Consider the following 15514-nt stretch of genomic DNA (forward strand, 5'->3'; position numbering starts at 1 on the left):
GGTGCCTTCTTCCATCGTGGGAGAAAGCGCAGGCATCTTGATTTCGATCGACATGGAGATTCCCGTCGTTGGAGCCCTGGGGGAGGATTTGGCCCTCCTTTGCGCCCGACCGCGCCCCGGTCAAGACCGGCTTGCAAGAAGGACAATCGCAAGCCACCTAACGCGGGAGGCGAGGAAAGCACCCATGCGCACCTATCTGGTGGTGATCGACGAAACTCTCGAGGCCGAGATCGCGCTGCGCTTCGCCGCCCGGCGCGCGGCGAAGACCGGCGGCAATGTGGAGATATTGGCGCTGATCCCGCCGCAGGAATTCGTCCAGTGGGGCGGCGTGATGGCGACGATCGAGGAGGAGGCGCGGCAGCGCGCCGAGGCGCTGGTGGCGCGTGCGGCCGGCACCCTGCTCGCCGAATCGGGGCTGACGCCGTCGATCACGGTGCGCGAGGGCGAGGGACCGCGAATCGTCCGCGAGATGATCGCCGCCAATCGCGAGATCGCCGCGCTGGTGCTGGGCGCCGCCGCGAGCGGCGCGCCGGGCGCGCTCGTCACCCATTTCACCGGCGCCGACGCGGGATCGATGAGCGTGCCGGTGATGATAATCCCCGGCGCGCTCGACGCCGAGGCGATCGACCGGCTGAGCTAGAAACGTCCCGGAAGCCCGCGGCGCGGACTATATCGAGTCGATCGTTTCGATGTTCAAATCGTAGATCCATTGCGTGCAGGCGCGGCAATAGCCGACCCATTGCTTTTGATCGCCCTTCGCCCGGTAGAGACGGATATCCCGTAGGCCGGCTCCCCGATCGAGCAGCTTGACGACCGCATTCACCTCGGCGCAGTGAAAGGCGTTTCTGCGGCCGGTGAACTCGGCTTCGTCATGCGCATAGCGGACGGCGCCGAGGAACTGCCGGGCGTCCCTCGAGCTCACCTGGGGATGCCCGTGCAGATTGCCTTTCGCCCAATTGGAAAGAAGCGACAGGTTATAGCCGATATTGCCGCTTATTCCCGTCACCCGCTCGCCATTCGCCGTGGCGCGACAGGTGATCATTTCCTCCAGTTTCGCGAAGTCGGGCTGGGTGGCCATTGGAAGTTCTCCGGGCAAAGTCAGCGCGCTTGCGATGCTATGCCTGTCGGGAAGGGAATCCAATAGCGAAGCGGGGCGGGGATCCGCAGGGCGCGGACCCGCTCGGCCCGTCAGCGGCGGACAGTGCGCCTGTAGGTGGTGCCGTAGGTTTCGGTCGTGGTGGTCGTCGTCGTGACCGAGGGGATCACCACCACGGTCGTCGTGCCGCCATAGCCCGTGGGGGTGGTGTAAACCTGCACCGCCGGCGATCCCTCGACCACCGGCGGCGCATACCCACCCGCTGGGTATTGCGAATAGCGAATCGGATCGGCGTCATAGCCGGGCTCGGGCGCCAGTTCGGGGCCGGGCACATCATAATAGGCATTGGGATCGACGCTCTCGATCCGGCGCGACGACGGCGGGGGCGGATAGCCCGCGCCGGCCGACACGACGGTCACGCTGCTGCGCGGCGCGGAATAGCCGTCATCGGCCGCCCAGGCGATGCCGCCCATCGAATCCCACACGCGCCCGCCCTGATCGACCAGCACGGCGTCGTCATAATAGCGGGCCCAGTAATAGCCGCGCGGCGGGGCGGAGAGGCCGAAGCTCAGATAGTCGGGAATGCGGAACCGCGTGTCGCGCCAATAGCCCGGAAGGCTCCAGCCGCGGACGGGCCGGCGATAGGCCGACCAGCCGCCCGGCGCGCGATTGCCCCCGTCCCAGCGGCCGTCGATCACCGGACCCCAGCGATTCGCGCGGGGCGGCGCCGGCGGGCGGGCCTGGCTGTGCGGCATCACGATCCAGCGACCATTCTGCCACACGCGCTGCGCCGCGGCGGGCGTCGCGAGCGAAAGCCCCGCCAGCATTGCCGCCGCTGCTATCCAAAGCCTGCGCATCTCCACTCACTCCCCGCCTGCGCACACGGCGCATTCCCTAACGTCGGAGTAACCCTATCGCGGCGGCGAGAAAATCGGAGAGGATGCTTAACACCTGTCCCGATGCGGGGCAGCGTCGGTCAGGCGAGGCGCGGCGCCAGGATCCGCATCAGCGCCTCGCAGCCCGCCGCGTCTCCCGAATCGAAACGCGCGGGGCTCGGGCTGTCGAGATCGAGCACGCCGAGCAGCGCGCCCTGATGGACGATCGGCACGACCAGCTCGGAGCGGCTGGCGGCGTCGCAGGCGATATGGCCGGGAAAGGCGTGGACGTCCTCGACGAGCTGGGTCTCGCGCGTCGCCGCCGCTGCGCCGCACACGCCCTTGCCGAACGGGATGCGGATGCACGCCGCCTTGCCCTGGAACGGGCCGAGGACGAGCTCCTCGTTCACGTTCCGGTAGAAACCGGCCCAGTTGAGATCGGGGAGATACTGGCCGATCAGCGCCGAGACGTTCGCCATGTTGGCAATGGGATCGGGCTCGTCGGCGGTCAGCGAATCGAGCGCGGCGGCGAGATCGCGGTAGAGCTCGGTCTTGGAATCGGCGGCGATGGCGAAGTCGTACATGGGCGCCATGTAGGCAATGCCGGGCGCGATGGGGAGGGGGCGGTGGCAGCGGTGTCAACAAAGGCTTGCAACTATCGCCGAAAAGGGGTGCGTTGCGCGCGCCCGTCTGTTCCGGAGACCTGCCTCATGTCACGATCCGTCCTGCCCGTCGCGCTCCTGCTCGTCACCGCCTGTTCGCCGCAGGATGCCAAGTCCGGCCAGTCCCAGGCCGCCACGACCACGCCGATCCCGGTGCCCACCGGCACGCCCGCCCCGGTTCCGGAGGGCCTGCCGTTCAACGTGACGCGCATCGCCGATTTCGATTCGCCCTTCGGCCTCGCCTTCCTGGCGGACGGATCGGCGCTCATCACCGAGAAGAGCGGCCATCTCCAGCTCTGGCAGACCGACCAGAAAGTGGTCGAGGTCAGCGGCGTGCCCAAGGTGGCGACGCCCGGTCAGGGCGGCCTGCTCGATGTCGCGATCGCCCCCGATTTCGCGACCAGCAGCCTGATCTATTTCACCTATTCCGAGCCGCGCCCCACCGGCAGCGCGCTTGCCATGGCGCGGGCGCGGCTGTCGCGCGGGCATGGCGCGCCGCCGCGACTCGACAATGTGGAGGTGCTGTTCCGTGCGGGATCGGACGGCGACGGCGGCCAGTTCGGCGCGGTGATCGCCTTCGCGCCCGACGGCAAGTCGCTGTTCCTCTCCTCGGGCGAGCGCCAGCGCTTCACCCCGGCGCAGGATCCAGGCCAGGCGATCGGCAAGATCCTGCACCTGACGCTCGACGGCAAGCCGTTCCCCGGCAATCCCGATGCCGGCAAGACCGGCCCGGCGACCGTGAAGGTCACCGATCCGCCCAAGGATACCGTGGTCGCGAAGACCGCGCCGACGCGCGACTTCACTTTCCAGGGACCGAACCCTGCGCCCGCCTCGACCTGGAGCCTCGGCCATCGCAATCCCTATGGGTTGGCGTTCGATCCCAGCGGCAATCTGTGGGAGATCGAGATGGGGCCCCAGGGCGGTGACGAGGTCAACCTGATCCTGCCGGGCAAGAATTACGGCTGGCCCAACGCGTCGTTCGGCGAGAATTACGACGATGTGCCGATCCCCGATCCCAAGCCGGGCGACGGCTATGAGCCGCCCAAGCTCTATTGGAAGCCGTCCATCTCGCCGGCCGGGCTGATCTATTACAGCGGCGACCAGTTCCCCGAATGGAAGGGATCGCTGTTCCTGGGCGCGATGTCTGGCCAGGCGCTGATCCGCGTCAAGCTCGACGGCACCAGCGCCACCAAGGCCGACCAGTGGGACATGCAGATGCGCATCCGCGACGTGGCCCAGGGGCCGGACGGATCGATCTGGCTGCTCCAGGACGGCCCGCGCGGCGAAAGCGGCTGGCTGATGCGGCTCAGCCCGAAGAAATAGGACGTTCTGGAATGTTCGCTTCTCCCTCTCCCGCTTGCGGGAGAGGGCCGGGGTGAGGGTGAGTCGGGTGAAGGTGCGATCGAGAGCGCATTGCACTTAACCCTCACCCAACCCTCTCCCGCAAGCGGGAGAGGGCTTAGGTCAATCCGGTCGCACCTTGCCCCGGCCGGCCTTGATCGTGCTGCGGCCCTTCTTCGCGTCCACCCGCCGCGCCTTGGCGGCCTTGCTGGGCTTGGTCGGGCGGCGCTTCTTCTGGACGATCGTCGCCTCGCGGATCATCGCGATCAGGCGTTCGCGAACCTCCTGCCTGTTGTCGTGCTGCGATCGGGAGCCCTCCGACCGGAGGACCAGGACGCCCTCCCGGGTCATGCGTGATCCGGCGAGCGCTGCCAGACGGTTCTTGACGGCCTCGGGCAGGCTTGCGTTCGCGACATCGAAGCGGAGCATCACCGCGCTATCGGTGGTGTTCACATGCTGACCGCCGGCACCGCCCGACCGGGTGAAGGATTCTTCGATCTCGTCGCTGTCGATCGAGATGGAACGGGTGACGGGAATCGCGACCATGGCGGAGGCTTAGCCGGGGTCTGAGCGATTCACACAGATTTTCAGCCGATCATGGCCTCAGCCGTTGCGCAGCCACCGGACATAGCGGGCGAAGCCTTCGCGGATTCTCCCGGCGAAGCCGGCAAGCACGATCACCAGCAGAATCGGGAGGACGGTCAGCCAGAGGATGTTGAGCGGGAGGTGCTTGACCGATCCCCAGGCTTCGCGATCCCGGCTGGCTTCGGCGGCCTTGATCTTCGCGTTGCGACACGCGGTCTCCTCGGCTTCGCTGCGTTTCCGCTCGCGCAAGCCGTCCGGACTCGAGATATATTCGTTGACGCACTCCGGGGCTTCGATGGTGGCGGGATCGACTTTCTGGGGCCATTCGTCGGCGTAGCGCGACCAGACCAGAAAGCCGCTCACGACGAGCCAGACCACCGAGAACGACAGTGCCAGCCGGAACAGAAAAGTCTTGGTGTTCATGGCGATCCCCCTGACTGCTAGGGCTATCGACCGCCTCCGCATGGCGCAACCTGCTCGGGAGGCTCGCGGCGAACTACGTCACCGATCCTGCACCGCCCGTCGCAAATCCTCCCGGTCAGCCGCGGCCGAAGCCCGCATTGTGGAAGCGCACCGGCAGCGGCGCCTCGGCATGGACGTCGGGCTTGCCTTCGCGCGGCACGGTCAATTCGGCGGCGTGGAGCATCACCGCGGGGCCGCCCTTGCCATAGACGGGATCGCCGACGATCGGCAGGCCGAGGCCTTCCGCCGCATGGACGCGGATCTGGTGGGTACGGCCGGTCTCGGGGAAGAAGGCGATGAGGGCCTTGTCGCGGGCGACCTCGATCAATTCCCAGCGGGTGCGCGCGGACTTGCCCTTGGGATCGCCGACCATCCGCCAGCCGGTCTCGGCGGTGGAGACCTTGGCGAGCGGCAGGTCGATCATGCCGCTCGTCTCCTCGGGCACGCCGTCGAGGATCGCGACATAGCGCTTGGTGACGATGCCCGCCTCGAACGCCTGGCCGAACTTCTTGAGCGACTTGGGATTGCGCGCGAGCAACAGGCAGCCGCTGGTGTCGCGGTCGAGCCTATGGACCGGCCAGGGCAGGCGCTGGAAGCCGAAGGTCAGCTCGCCGAGCATGTCCTCCAGGCTTTGCGAGCGGTCGCGCGGGCGATCGACCGGCAGGCCCGCAGGCTTGTCGATCACCAGAGCTTCGCCGTCGATGAAGAGAACGCGGTCCTTGAACATCAGCCGCATATACAGCGTGGCGCGCGCGCCGCCAGTGGACGCGAAAAAGGTGGATGAAGCCCCCCACTTCTTCCCCGGCGAAGGCCGGGGAAGAAGCAGGCCCGTCATCATGCGAAAACGGCGGCCATGGCTGGGGATGCCATGGCCGCCGTCTGATGGCCGCGCTCTGGGGAGGGGGTGCGCGGCCAGTGGCCTCACGGTCTGGGGGAGACCGCAAGGCGGTTTTGCGCGGGGGTTACGCCGCGATCTTGTTGGCCAGCTCGGCGACCTTGCGGCCCTGGTAGCGGGCGCCTTCCAGCTCGACTTCGCTCGGCTGGCGGCTGCCGTCGCCATCGGCGATCGTCGTCGCGCCATAGGGCGATCCGCCCTTGACCTCGTCGACGCCCATCTGGCCCTGATAGCCATAGTTCAGGCCGACGATCGTCAGGCCGAAGTGCAGCAGGTTGGTGATGATCGAGAAGAGCGTCGTCTCCTGGCCGCCATGCTGGCTGGCGGTCGAGGTGAAGGCGCCGCCGATCTTGCCGTTGAGCTGGCCCTGGAACCAGACGCCGCCGGCGCGATCCCAGAACGATGCCATCTGGCTCGACATGCGGCCGAAGCGGGTCGGCGCGCCGACGATGATGCCGTCATAGTTGGCGAGCTCGTTGACGTCCTCGAGCACCGGATGGCTGTGATCGGCGACGAAGCCGGCCGCGGCGACGACTTCGGCCGGCGCGGTCTCGGGAACGCGGCGGACATCGACTTCGGCGCCGGCACTGCGCGCGCCCTCGGCAACGGCATCGGCCATCTTCGCGAGGTGGCCGTAGGACGAGTAATAGAGAACCAGGATCTTCGACATGGCAGTTGCTCCCTTTGAAAAAGCGATAGGGTCCGCCACCCCGGCTCGAACCAGGGTGGCGGAGGGGGGTTATTCCGCGTCGACCAGGACGATCTCGGCGTCTTCGAGCGCTTTGATGGTGACCGTCTGGCCGCCCGTCAGGGCCGCGCCGTCGCGGGCATCGACTCGCTGACCATCGACCTCGACCGAGCCCATCGCGAGGACGAGATAGGCATGGCGCCCCTCGCCGACGCTGTGCTCGACACTCTCGCCGGCCTTGAGCGTGGCGCCCAGCACCCGGGCATCGGCCCGGATCGGCAGCGCCTCGTCATCCCCGGCGAAGCCCGAGGCGAGCGTCACGAACCGGCCCGAGCGATCGCCCTTGGGGAAGGGCTTGGCGCCCCAGCTCGGCTGGCCGCCGGTCTCGCGCGGCATGATCCAGATCTGGAAGATCCGGGTCGTCTCCGGCTCGAGATTATATTCGGAGTGGCGGACGCCGTTGCCGGCGCTCATCACCTGGACGTCGCCGGCCACGGTGCGGCCCTTGTTGCCCATCGAATCCTGGTGCGTGATCGCACCGGAGCGAACATAGGTGATGATCTCCATATTCTGGTGCGGATGCGGCGGGAAGCCGCTGTTCGCGGCGATCTCGTCGTCGTTCCACACCCGGATCGCGCCCCAGCCCATGCGGGCGGGCTCGTAATAATCGGCAAAGCTGAAATGGTGGCGTGCATTGAGCCAGCCGTGGTCGGCATGGCCCAGGCTTTCGAAACTGCGTTTCTCGATCATTGCTGATCTCCCTTGGATTGCCGCCAAGATAGGGGTTGCGATCGGCGCGTAAATGGAAACGTTGGAAACGGATTGTTTCTCTACTATGATCCTCCCCGGCACGGGGAGGGGGACCAGCCGCAGGCTGGTGGAGGGGCGGCGGACGCAGTCCGCCGTCTACGCGGCGGCCCCTCCACCCCCGCCTTCGGCGGCGGTTCCCCTCCCCGTGCCGGGGAGGAGTTTGTTCAATGAAGCTACCCGATTTCGAAGCCTGGGCGGTCTTCGCCAGCGTGGTCGAGCATCGCTCGTTCAGCGGCGCGGCGACGGCGCTGGGCGTATCCAAGGCGACGGTTTCCAAGGCGATCACGCGGCTGGAGGGCCGGCTGGGCACCACCCTGTTCCACCGCACCTCGCGCCGGCTGACGCTCACCGAGAGCGGACGGGCGCTCTCGGAGAATGCCCAGCGCATCCTGGCCGAAGGGCAGGTCGCCGAGGAGGCCGCGCGCGAATCCGCCAGCGCCCCGGCGGGGTTGATCCGCGTGGCGGCGCCGCTCACCTTCGGCTCGGCCAAGGTGGCGCCGCTGATCGCCGAGTTCCTCGCCGCCCATCCGGGAATCAAGATCGACCTGCGGCTGTCGGACGCGCGCGTCGACATCGTCGCCGAAGGGTTCGATATCGCGTTGCGCATCGCCGATCTGCCCGACAGCTCGCTCCGCGCACGGCGGCTGGGGGCCGTGCCCACCCACCTGCTCGGCGCGCCCGCCTATTTCGAGAAGCATGGCCGTCCGCGCCATCCGGCCGATCTCGCGACCCATGCCTGCTTCGCCTATACCAATGTCGCCAATCCCGATGTCTGGCGCTTCCGCCGCGCGGGCGGCGAAGAAGCGGTGGTGCGGATCGAGGGGCCGCTGATCACCGACAATGGCGATGCGATGCTGCCTGCCCTGCGTGCGGGGCTGGGCATCGCAAGGCTGCCCGAATTCCTGGTAGGCGAGGATATCCGCGCCGGGTTGCTCGTTCCCATCCTCGAAGACTGGTCCGTGTCGCCGGTGGGTCTGCATCTGCTGACGCCGCCCGGGACATTGCGTCCCGCGCGCGTGGAAGCTTTGATTGACTTTTTGACTCCGCGATTCCGCAGCACCTGCCCGACCTAGGTAGATTCCCTACGACTCGTGGATTCAGGCCGGTTAGTAAGAAATTAACCTTTTGCCTTCAGACACGTTTAGGTTAATGAATCGTCCAGTGTGTTCGGGCATCGGGGCTCCGGGCGTGCTTGTGGACAGGGGAACCGCCGATGCGCGTGCTGTTGATCGAAGACGAGCCGTCGACTGCCAAGGCGATCGAGCTGATGCTCGCGACCGAGGGGTTCAACGTCTATACCACGGATCTCGGCGAAGAGGGCTTGGACCTCGCCAAGCTCTATGACTACGACATCATCCTGCTCGACCTGAACCTGCCCGACATGCACGGCTATGACGTGTTGAAGAAGGTCCGGGTCGCCCGCGTGCAGACGCCGGTGCTGATCCTGTCGGGCATCAACGAAATGGATTCCAAGGTGCGCTCGTTCGGCTTCGGTGCCGACGATTACGTCACCAAGCCGTTCCACCGCGAAGAGCTGATCGCGCGCATCCACGCCGTCGTCCGCCGCTCGAAGGGCCATTCGCAGTCGGTGATCCGCACCGGCAAGCTGGCGGTCAATCTCGATGCGAAGACGGTGGAGGTCGATGGCGCCCGGGTCCATCTGACCGGCAAGGAATATGCGATGCTGGAGCTGCTCTCGCTCCGCAAGGGCACGACGCTCACCAAGGAAATGTTCCTGAACCACCTTTACGGCGGCATGGACGAGCCCGAGCTCAAGATCATCGACGTCTTCATCTGCAAGCTGCGCAAGAAGCTGAGCATGGCCACCGACGGCGAGAATTATATCGAGACAGTCTGGGGCCGCGGCTATGTGCTGCGCGAGGCCGACGAAGTCGTCACACCGGACACGCAGGTCGCCTGAGCGGGCGAACCAACAGGGGCTTTGAAGAGGCCGCGGTCCGAAAGGGCCGCGGCCTTTTTATTTGCGCTGCCACATCCGCTGGCCGCCGACCCAGGTCTCGATCACCTGCGTCCCACGCAGCTCGCTGGGGCCGGCGAGCAGGGGATCGCGATCGACGATCACGAAATCCGCGCGCATGCCCGGCGCCAGATGGCCGATCCTGTCCTCGGCGAAACCGGCATAGGCCGCGCCGGTGGTGAAACCGGCCCAGCCCTGCTCGCGCGTCACCGCTTCTTCGGGGCGCCAGCCGCCAAAGGGCTGCATGTCGGCATCCTGGCGGGTGAACGACGCGGCCCAGCCCGCCCAGGGATCGGGGCTCTCGACTGGATAGTCCGATCCGAAGGCGAGCTTCGCGCCGTTCCGCAGCATCGAGCGCCAGGCATAGGCGCCCGCGAGCCGGTCCGGCCCCAGCCGGGCCTCGGCCATCGTCCGGTCGCTGGTCTGGTGGACGGGCTGCATCGAGGCGATGATGCCATATTTGCCGAAGCGCGGCAGATCCTTGGGATCGACGATCTGGGCATGCTCGATTCGCCAGCGGCGATCGTCCTTGTAGGTGTCCGCCAGCACTTCGATCGCGTCGAGAACCTGCTGGTTGGCGCGGTCGCCGATCGCGTGGACGGCGATCTGGAAGCCGTCCATGCTGCCGCGCGTCATCATGTTGAGGAGCTGGTCGTCCGACAGGAAGCCGAGCCCCCTCTGCCCCGATGCATCGGCATAATCGGCCTTGAGCCACGCCCCGCGCGATCCGAGCGCGCCGTCGTCGTACAGCTTGATCCCGCCCATGCGCAGGCGATCGTCATAGAGCCACGGCGTCGGCCCCTGGCCGGCGACGGCGAGCGCGGTCTCGACGCCGCTCGCATAGCTCATGATGCGGACCTTGAGCAGCTTGAGGTCGCCCATGCGGCGATAGGTCAGCCAATCCTCGACCGAGGTGCCCATATCGGCCGTCGCGGTGATGCCCAATGAGAGCAGCTTCTCCTGCGCGGCGAGAAAGGCGGCGTTCAGCTCGCGCGGGGTGGGGGCGGGAACCACCTTGGCCACCAGCGCGGTGGCGCCGTCCACGAACACGCCCGCGGGCTTGCCGCCCGCCGCGCGCTCGATGCGGCCGCCATTGGGATCCTTAGTCGCGGCGGTGACGCCGGCCAGCTCGATCGCGCGGCTGTTCGCCCAGCCGGCATGGCCGTCGACGCGCTCCAGCCACACCGGACGGTCGGAGACGGCGCCGTCCAGATCGGCGGCGGTGGGGAAACGGCCGAGCTTCCATTTCTCCTGGTTCCAGCCGCGCCCGATCACCCATTTGTTGGGATGGGCGGCGGCATAGTCGCGGATCCGGCCCAGCGCCTGATCGAGCGAAGTCGTATCGGACAGGTCGAGCAACTGGAGCTGCGCGCCGAGGCCCATGACATGGCCGTGCGCGTCGATCATGCCGGGCAGCAGCGTCTTGCCGGCCATGTCGAGCTTCCAGTCGAGCTTCTTCGGCCGCTTGTCGCCATGCTTCAGGAGCTGCACCACCTTGCCGTCGCGACCGATCAGCAGGCCGGTGAAGCGGACCACTTCGCCGCTGGGAGCCAGCGTCTCGCCGTTGACGTTTTCGACCAGCCCGTCGGCATGCGCGGCGGGGGCGAGGAGCAGCGCGGCGGCGATCAGCAGCCGCTTGGTGAGGTTCAGCATGGATTTGGGGCATAGGGCCTGTTCCAACGCCGCGCCAGATGGTCTAGGCCCCTCGCATCATGGCTACCAAGACCGTCCCCGCGACCGCTCCGCTCCCCGTTTCCATCGACGATGTGCGGGGTGCGGCGGCGCGGATTAGCGGGGCGGTGGTCCGCACGCCCACCTTGGTCAGCAAGACGCTGTCGGATCTGACCGGCGCGACGGTCTATCTCAAGTTCGAAAATCTCCAGTTCACCGCCGCCTATAAGGAACGCGGCGCGCTCAACACCTTGCTCCAGCTCGATCAGGAAGCGCGCTCGAAGGGCGTGATCGCGGCGTCGGCGGGCAATCACGCCCAGGGCCTGGCCTATCACGCGACGCGGCTCGGCATCCCGAGCACGATCGTCATGCCGAAGAACACGCCGACGGTGAAGGTGACCCAGACCGAAGGGCACGGCGCCAACGTGATCCTGGAAGGCGAGACCTTCGACGCCGCCTATGCCCATTCGCGGCTGCTCGAGGCCGAGCACGGCTTCACCTTCGTCCATCCGTTCGACGATCCGCGGATCATCGCGGGGCAGGGGACGGCGGCGCTGGAGATGATCGAGGACGTGCCGGAGCTCGATACGCTGGTGATCCCGATCGGCGGCGGCGGGCTGATCTCGGGCTGCGCGACGGTCGCCAAGTCCGAAGGGCGCGCGCTGGAAGTGATCGGCGTCGAGGCCGAGCTCTATCCGTCGATGTACAACCGCATCCACCACACCGACATGCCCTGCGCGGGCGACACGCTGGCCGAGGGCATCGCGGTGAAGGAGCCGGGCGCGATCACCTCGAAGATGGTCGAGGCGCTGGTCGACGACATCGTGCTGGTGAGCGAGCGGCGTCTGGAGGAGTCGGTGAGCCTGCTGCTCCAGATCGAGAAGACCGTGGTCGAGGGCGCCGGCGCGGCGGGGCTGGCGGCATTGCTCTCCGAGCCGGAGCGCTTTCGCGGCAGGACGGTGGGCACGATCCTGTGCGGCGGCAACATCGATACGCGGCTGCTGGCGAACGTGCTGCTGCGCGATCTCGCCCGTTCGGGCCGGCTGGCGCGGCTGCGCATCCGGCTCCAGGACCGGCCCGGCGCGCTCTACAATGTCGCGCGGATCTTCCACGAACAGGGCGTCAACATCATCGAGGTCTATCACCAGCGCGTCTTCACGACGCTGCCGGCCAAAGGCCTCATCACCGACATCGAATGCGAGACGCGCGACCGCAACCATCTCGACCGGCTGATTACGGCGCTCCGCCGCGCGCAGTACGAGGTCAGCCAGGTCGAGCTGGCTTAGAGCTATCGTCACCCCGGCCGCAGTGCCGGGGTGACGATAGGGGCTGGGGAAACCGACCGCCGCCGGCCCGTTTTCCACAATCGAGAGCCGAAGCGAATCGCACGCGCGACGAACCGAGTCGGCGCACGATTCACCTTTCCCCGCCGCCCGCATATAGTGCCTCCCAACCGGGGGAATTCCTCCGCGCGCCAAGCCGTTTGCGGCTGCTGCCGAGTGCTGTGCGCGCCGCCCTATTCCGGGCCAGATGTTAACTCTCTTTCATGGTAAAGCGGCTTTTCATCATCATATTCCCGCTTCATAGTCATATGTGAAGGCCGATCCGGGCCGGTCGCGAACAAGGGATGCATGAGCGGTGACTGCACTTTCCCGTTTTCCCAGATTCTTCGTCACCAGCCCTTCTCCCTGTCCCTATCTGCCGGGCCGCCAGGAGCGGAAGATCTTCACCGAGCTTTCGGGCCAGCACGCCGATGAGCTGAACGATGCGCTGGGCCGCATCGGCTTCCGCCGCAGCCAGTCGGTCGCCTATCGGCCGAGCTGCGCGGGCTGCACCGCCTGCGTCTCGGTCCGCGTCGTCGGCAACGAATTCAAGCCCAACGCCACCCAGCGCAAGCTGCTCAAGCGCCATTCCGACCTTGAGGTCACCGCCTGCAAGCCCTGGGCGACCGAGGAGCAATATGCGCTGCTCCACCGCTATCTCTCGGCGCGGCACCCCGGCGGCGGCATGGCCCAGATGGACGAGAACGACTATGCCGACATGGTCGAGCAGTCGCCGGTCAGCTCCTATGTGATCGAATATCGCGAGCCATCGGTCGACGGGCGCAAGGGGCGGCTGGTCGGCGCGTGCATCACCGATCAGCAGGCCGACGGCCTCTCGATGATCTACAGCTTCTTCGCGGCGGACGACGAAGGCCGGCCGTCGATGGGCAACTTCATCATCATGGACCATATCCTGCGCGCGCGCGCCGCGGGCCTGCCCTATGTCTATCTCGGCTATTGGGTGAAGGGCAGCGAGCGGATGGCGTACAAGACGCGCTATCGCCCGCTCGAAGTGCTGGGGCCGAACGGCTGGGCGCTGCTCGGCGATGAGGACGAGGACGTGTCGATGCCGAGCCCGGTCAGGATCCGCGAACTGGCCTGAGGGCCGGTGCCCTATTCTTCGCCGCCGAGCTGCTCGACGCTCAGATCGATGTCGAGATCTTCCTCGCCCGCTCCGCTCCGCGTGCCCGCGATCGCCGCCGCGCCGATCGCATCGAGGCCCACCGCGACCCGCACATAGCTGTCGTCCGGCGACAGGCCGGTGACCGGATCGAAGCCGACCCAGCCCAGCCCCTCGACATGCGCCTCCGCCCAGCCGTGCGGCGCATAATGCGCGGTGCCGTCGCCATGATAGCCGGAGATGTAGCGCGCCGGCGTGCCGAGGCTGCGCGCGGCGGCGATGAAGATCTGCGCGAGGTCGCGCGAGGTCTTCGCCTTGCCGGCAAAGGCCGCGGCGGCGGTGACGCCGTTGTCCGGGCAATCCGCCATGCGCGGGAAGCGCGCGCTGAGCGCCGCGTTCAGCTGGTGCAGCCGGTCGAGCCCATCGCGGGCATTGGCGGCGCTCTCCTGCGCGAAGGCGGCGATCGCCGCGCTCGCCAGCGTGCGCGGCGTGGTGCGCAGATAGAGCATCGGCGGCAGCGGCTCGTTCGATCCGCGCACCAGTCCGTTGGCGTCGCTGGTCAGCACTTCGCCGGTGACGGTCACGTCGAGCGCCTCGATCGGCCCCTCGGCATAGAGCATCGTCACGGCATTGCCGAAGCCGTCGGTCGCGTCGCGCAGCCGGGCGTCGCAATCCACGCCGACCATCCAGCTCACCACCGTCTGGTCCTGCGTGTCGCACGGCGTGAGCCGCAGCATCTGGACGATCCGCGCCTGCGGCTCGCTGAAGCGATAATGCGAGCGATGATCGACCGCGATCCGCATCAGATGAACCGGAACTGCCGGGCGATCGCGGCGTCGAGCATCGCATTCTCCTCGATGAACGCCTCCAGATATTCGTGGAGGCCGCTGACGATCACTTCGGGCGTCCGCGTCTTCAGCATCCGCGCCATGCGGGCACGCGCCATGCGGTCAGCCTCGCCCTGGAGGCCGGTGCGCTTGGCGAGCTGGCTGAGCAGGCCCACCGCCTCCTCGACACAAGCGGCCAGGCTGCGCGGCAGCTCGAAGCGGCTGATGAGCAGGTCGATCACGTTGCCGGGCTGGAGCCCCTCCGAATAGAGCCAGCGATAGGCGGTGACGGCGGAGACGGTCTGGAGGATCGTCGTCCACTGGTCGCGATCGACCACGCCGCCCACCGGCTCGCCCGCCGGCAGCAGCAGGTGGTATTTGACGTCCACCAGCCGTGCGGTGTTGTCCGCGCGCTCCACCGCGGCGCCGAGCTGGATCAGCAGGGTCGCTTCGTTGCGCATCATCCGGTGGGTCGCGCCCTCGAAGCCGCGGGTCTCGCCCTTGACCTGCTCGACCAGGCTCAGCGTCTCGGTCGCCCCGCCGGTCGAGGTGCGGTTCTGGAACAGCCACCAGGCGCGGTTGATCGCGGTCCAGGCCTCGCGGGTGAGCGCGGTGCGCACGGCACGGGCATTGTTGCGCGCCATCTCCAGGCAACGGATGATGGAGCCGGGATGGCTCGCGTCGAGCGTCAGGAAGCGCGCGACATGCGGCTGGGTGACGCTCTGCCCGGTCGCGGCAAAGGCTTCGTCGGTATAGCTGACCGCGAGTGCGCTCTGCCATGCCGCTTCGCCGGCGGGTCGGGCGGAGAGCGCGTCGAGGCGGATCGTGGCCTCCACCAGCCGGGCGATGAAGTCCGCCCGCTCGACATAGCGGCCGAGCCAGTAGAGCGCCGACGCGGTGCGCGAGAGCATCAGCATCTGAATTCCTCCCCGGCACGGGGAGGGGGACCAGCCGCAGGCTGGTGGAGGGGCGGTGGACGCAGTCCGCCGTCTGCGACGGCGGCCCCCCCCCCCCCCCCCCCCGCCGCCGCCGCCCCCCCCCCCCCCGGGGAGGCAGTTTGTTTTGCCCCCCCCCCGCCATGGGCACCGCCCCTCCCTCCTTCTCTCCCCCCTCTATCGTCACCCCCGCCTCCGCGGTGCCCCCCCTCCCCCCCCCGCCGCGCCCTCCCCTTCGCCTCTGCGT

At 67.6% G+C, this 15514-nt stretch carries 17 protein-coding genes; 6 read left to right on the forward strand and 11 right to left on the reverse strand.

All coding sequences use genetic code 11. The features are described 5' to 3' along the window. The first annotated feature begins 184 nt into the window (after positions 1 to 184). The gene (locus HB724_RS19105) at positions 185 to 640 is read left to right on the forward strand and encodes a universal stress protein (RefSeq protein WP_213982541.1); all 456 of its coding nucleotides are present in this window, start codon (positions 185 to 187) and stop codon (positions 638 to 640) included. A gap of 27 nt (positions 641 to 667) precedes the next feature. On the opposite strand, the gene HB724_RS19110 is transcribed toward HB724_RS19105, so the two are convergent. The 3 genes from HB724_RS19110 to HB724_RS19120 all read right to left on the reverse strand — a co-directional run bounded on the left by HB724_RS19110 (position 668) and on the right by HB724_RS19120 (position 2555). Next, on the reverse strand, positions 668 to 1078 hold the full coding sequence (locus HB724_RS19110; RefSeq protein WP_213982542.1) for a hypothetical protein: 411 nt from the start codon (positions 1076 to 1078) through the stop codon (positions 668 to 670). Positions 1079 to 1188: 110 nt separating this feature from the next. Next, the gene (locus tag HB724_RS19115; protein WP_213982543.1) at positions 1189 to 1953 is read right to left on the reverse strand and encodes an RcnB family protein; all 765 of its coding nucleotides are present in this window, start codon (positions 1951 to 1953) and stop codon (positions 1189 to 1191) included. A gap of 119 nt (positions 1954 to 2072) precedes the next feature. Continuing rightward, positions 2073 to 2555, reverse strand: coding sequence for a GAF domain-containing protein (locus HB724_RS19120; RefSeq protein ID WP_213982544.1), 483 nt, complete (start codon positions 2553 to 2555; stop codon positions 2073 to 2075). 126 nt (positions 2556 to 2681) lie between these two features. On the opposite strand from HB724_RS19120, the gene HB724_RS19125 reads away from it, so the two are divergent. After that, complete coding sequence (locus HB724_RS19125) at positions 2682 to 3956, forward strand: PQQ-dependent sugar dehydrogenase (protein WP_213982545.1); 1275 nt, start codon at positions 2682 to 2684, stop codon at positions 3954 to 3956. A 141-nt stretch (positions 3957 to 4097) separates the two neighbouring features. Here HB724_RS19125 and arfB read toward each other — a convergent pair whose 3' ends face one another. The 5 genes from arfB to HB724_RS19150 form a co-directional block, all read right to left on the reverse strand. After that, positions 4098 to 4520, reverse strand: a complete 423-nt coding sequence (arfB, locus tag HB724_RS19130; RefSeq protein WP_213982546.1) for an alternative ribosome rescue aminoacyl-tRNA hydrolase ArfB — start codon at positions 4518 to 4520, stop codon at positions 4098 to 4100. Between the two features lie 57 nt (positions 4521 to 4577). After that, positions 4578 to 4982, reverse strand: coding sequence for a hypothetical protein (locus HB724_RS19135; protein WP_213982547.1), 405 nt, complete (start codon positions 4980 to 4982; stop codon positions 4578 to 4580). 115 nt (positions 4983 to 5097) lie between these two features. Further along, complete coding sequence (locus tag HB724_RS19140) at positions 5098 to 5748, reverse strand: RNA pseudouridine synthase (protein WP_213982548.1); 651 nt, start codon at positions 5746 to 5748, stop codon at positions 5098 to 5100. A gap of 235 nt (positions 5749 to 5983) precedes the next feature. Further along, positions 5984 to 6586: an NAD(P)H:quinone oxidoreductase gene (gene wrbA, locus HB724_RS19145; protein WP_213982549.1), complete on the reverse strand. Its 603-nt coding sequence runs from the start codon at positions 6584 to 6586 to the stop codon at positions 5984 to 5986. 69 nt (positions 6587 to 6655) lie between these two features. Beyond that, entirely contained in the window at positions 6656 to 7354 is a 699-nt protein-coding gene (locus HB724_RS19150) for a pirin family protein (RefSeq protein WP_213982550.1), read from the reverse strand. A 227-nt stretch (positions 7355 to 7581) separates the two neighbouring features. Here HB724_RS19150 and HB724_RS19155 point away from each other — a divergent pair, with 227 nt between their 5' ends. Next, complete coding sequence (locus HB724_RS19155; RefSeq protein WP_213982551.1) at positions 7582 to 8487, forward strand: LysR family transcriptional regulator; 906 nt, start codon at positions 7582 to 7584, stop codon at positions 8485 to 8487. A gap of 140 nt (positions 8488 to 8627) precedes the next feature. Continuing rightward, positions 8628 to 9335, forward strand: coding sequence for a response regulator transcription factor (locus HB724_RS19160; protein WP_213982552.1), 708 nt, complete (start codon positions 8628 to 8630; stop codon positions 9333 to 9335). Between the two features lie 57 nt (positions 9336 to 9392). Here the strand turns inward: HB724_RS19160 and HB724_RS19165 are convergent, their stop codons facing one another. After that, positions 9393 to 11045: an amidohydrolase gene (locus HB724_RS19165; protein WP_213982553.1), complete on the reverse strand. Its 1653-nt coding sequence runs from the start codon at positions 11043 to 11045 to the stop codon at positions 9393 to 9395. Between the two features lie 59 nt (positions 11046 to 11104). Here HB724_RS19165 and HB724_RS19170 point away from each other — a divergent pair, with 59 nt between their 5' ends. Both HB724_RS19170 and HB724_RS19175 read left to right on the forward strand, forming a co-directional pair. Next, positions 11105 to 12349 (forward strand): threonine ammonia-lyase, encoded by a 1245-nt coding sequence (locus HB724_RS19170; RefSeq protein WP_213982554.1) that lies wholly within the window; start codon positions 11105 to 11107, stop codon positions 12347 to 12349. A 352-nt stretch (positions 12350 to 12701) separates the two neighbouring features. After that, positions 12702 to 13487, forward strand: a complete 786-nt coding sequence (locus HB724_RS19175; RefSeq protein ID WP_213982555.1) for an arginyltransferase — start codon at positions 12702 to 12704, stop codon at positions 13485 to 13487. A gap of 11 nt (positions 13488 to 13498) precedes the next feature. Here HB724_RS19175 and HB724_RS19180 read toward each other — a convergent pair whose 3' ends face one another. Both HB724_RS19180 and HB724_RS19185 read right to left on the reverse strand, forming a co-directional pair. After that, positions 13499 to 14308 carry a transglutaminase family protein gene (locus tag HB724_RS19180; RefSeq protein ID WP_213982556.1) on the reverse strand — a complete coding sequence of 270 codons (810 nt, stop codon included), beginning with the start codon at positions 14306 to 14308 and terminating at the stop codon, positions 13499 to 13501. After that, positions 14308 to 15243, reverse strand: coding sequence for an alpha-E domain-containing protein (locus HB724_RS19185; protein ID WP_213982557.1), 936 nt, complete (start codon positions 15241 to 15243; stop codon positions 14308 to 14310). The genes HB724_RS19180 and HB724_RS19185 overlap by 1 nt, the downstream gene beginning before the upstream one ends. Positions 15244 to 15514 lie beyond the last annotated feature (271 nt).

This window comes from Sphingomonas sp. dw_22 (assembly GCF_018449795.1).
Lineage (GTDB): Bacteria > Pseudomonadota > Alphaproteobacteria > Sphingomonadales > Sphingomonadaceae > Sphingomonas.

Bases quoted from the DNA above. Each gene is read 5' to 3' on its own strand.
- HB724_RS19150 (WP_213982550.1), bottom strand. From the start codon at position 7,354: ATGATCGAGAAACGCAGTTTCGAAAGCCTGGGCCATGCCGACCACGGC.
- HB724_RS19135 (WP_213982547.1), bottom strand. From the start codon at position 4,982: ATGAACACCAAGACTTTTCTGTTCCGGCTGGCACTGTCGTTCTCGGTG.
- HB724_RS19180 (WP_213982556.1), bottom strand. From the start codon at position 14,308: ATGCGGATCGCGGTCGATCATCGCTCGCATTATCGCTTCAGCGAGCCG.
- HB724_RS19110 (WP_213982542.1), bottom strand. From the start codon at position 1,078: ATGGCCACCCAGCCCGACTTCGCGAAACTGGAGGAAATGATCACCTGT.
- HB724_RS19115 (WP_213982543.1), bottom strand. From the start codon at position 1,953: ATGCGCAGGCTTTGGATAGCAGCGGCGGCAATGCTGGCGGGGCTTTCG.
- HB724_RS19170 (WP_213982554.1), top strand. From the start codon at position 11,105: ATGGCTACCAAGACCGTCCCCGCGACCGCTCCGCTCCCCGTTTCCATC.
- HB724_RS19160 (WP_213982552.1), top strand. From the start codon at position 8,628: ATGCGCGTGCTGTTGATCGAAGACGAGCCGTCGACTGCCAAGGCGATC.
- HB724_RS19185 (WP_213982557.1), bottom strand. From the start codon at position 15,243: ATGCTCTCGCGCACCGCGTCGGCGCTCTACTGGCTCGGCCGCTATGTC.
- wrbA (WP_213982549.1), bottom strand. From the start codon at position 6,586: ATGTCGAAGATCCTGGTTCTCTATTACTCGTCCTACGGCCACCTCGCG.
- HB724_RS19140 (WP_213982548.1), bottom strand. From the start codon at position 5,748: ATGTTCAAGGACCGCGTTCTCTTCATCGACGGCGAAGCTCTGGTGATC.
- HB724_RS19155 (WP_213982551.1), top strand. From the start codon at position 7,582: ATGAAGCTACCCGATTTCGAAGCCTGGGCGGTCTTCGCCAGCGTGGTC.
- HB724_RS19165 (WP_213982553.1), bottom strand. From the start codon at position 11,045: ATGCTGAACCTCACCAAGCGGCTGCTGATCGCCGCCGCGCTGCTCCTC.
- HB724_RS19125 (WP_213982545.1), top strand. From the start codon at position 2,682: ATGTCACGATCCGTCCTGCCCGTCGCGCTCCTGCTCGTCACCGCCTGT.
- HB724_RS19120 (WP_213982544.1), bottom strand. From the start codon at position 2,555: ATGTACGACTTCGCCATCGCCGCCGATTCCAAGACCGAGCTCTACCGC.
- arfB (WP_213982546.1), bottom strand. From the start codon at position 4,520: ATGGTCGCGATTCCCGTCACCCGTTCCATCTCGATCGACAGCGACGAG.
- HB724_RS19105 (WP_213982541.1), top strand. From the start codon at position 185: ATGCGCACCTATCTGGTGGTGATCGACGAAACTCTCGAGGCCGAGATC.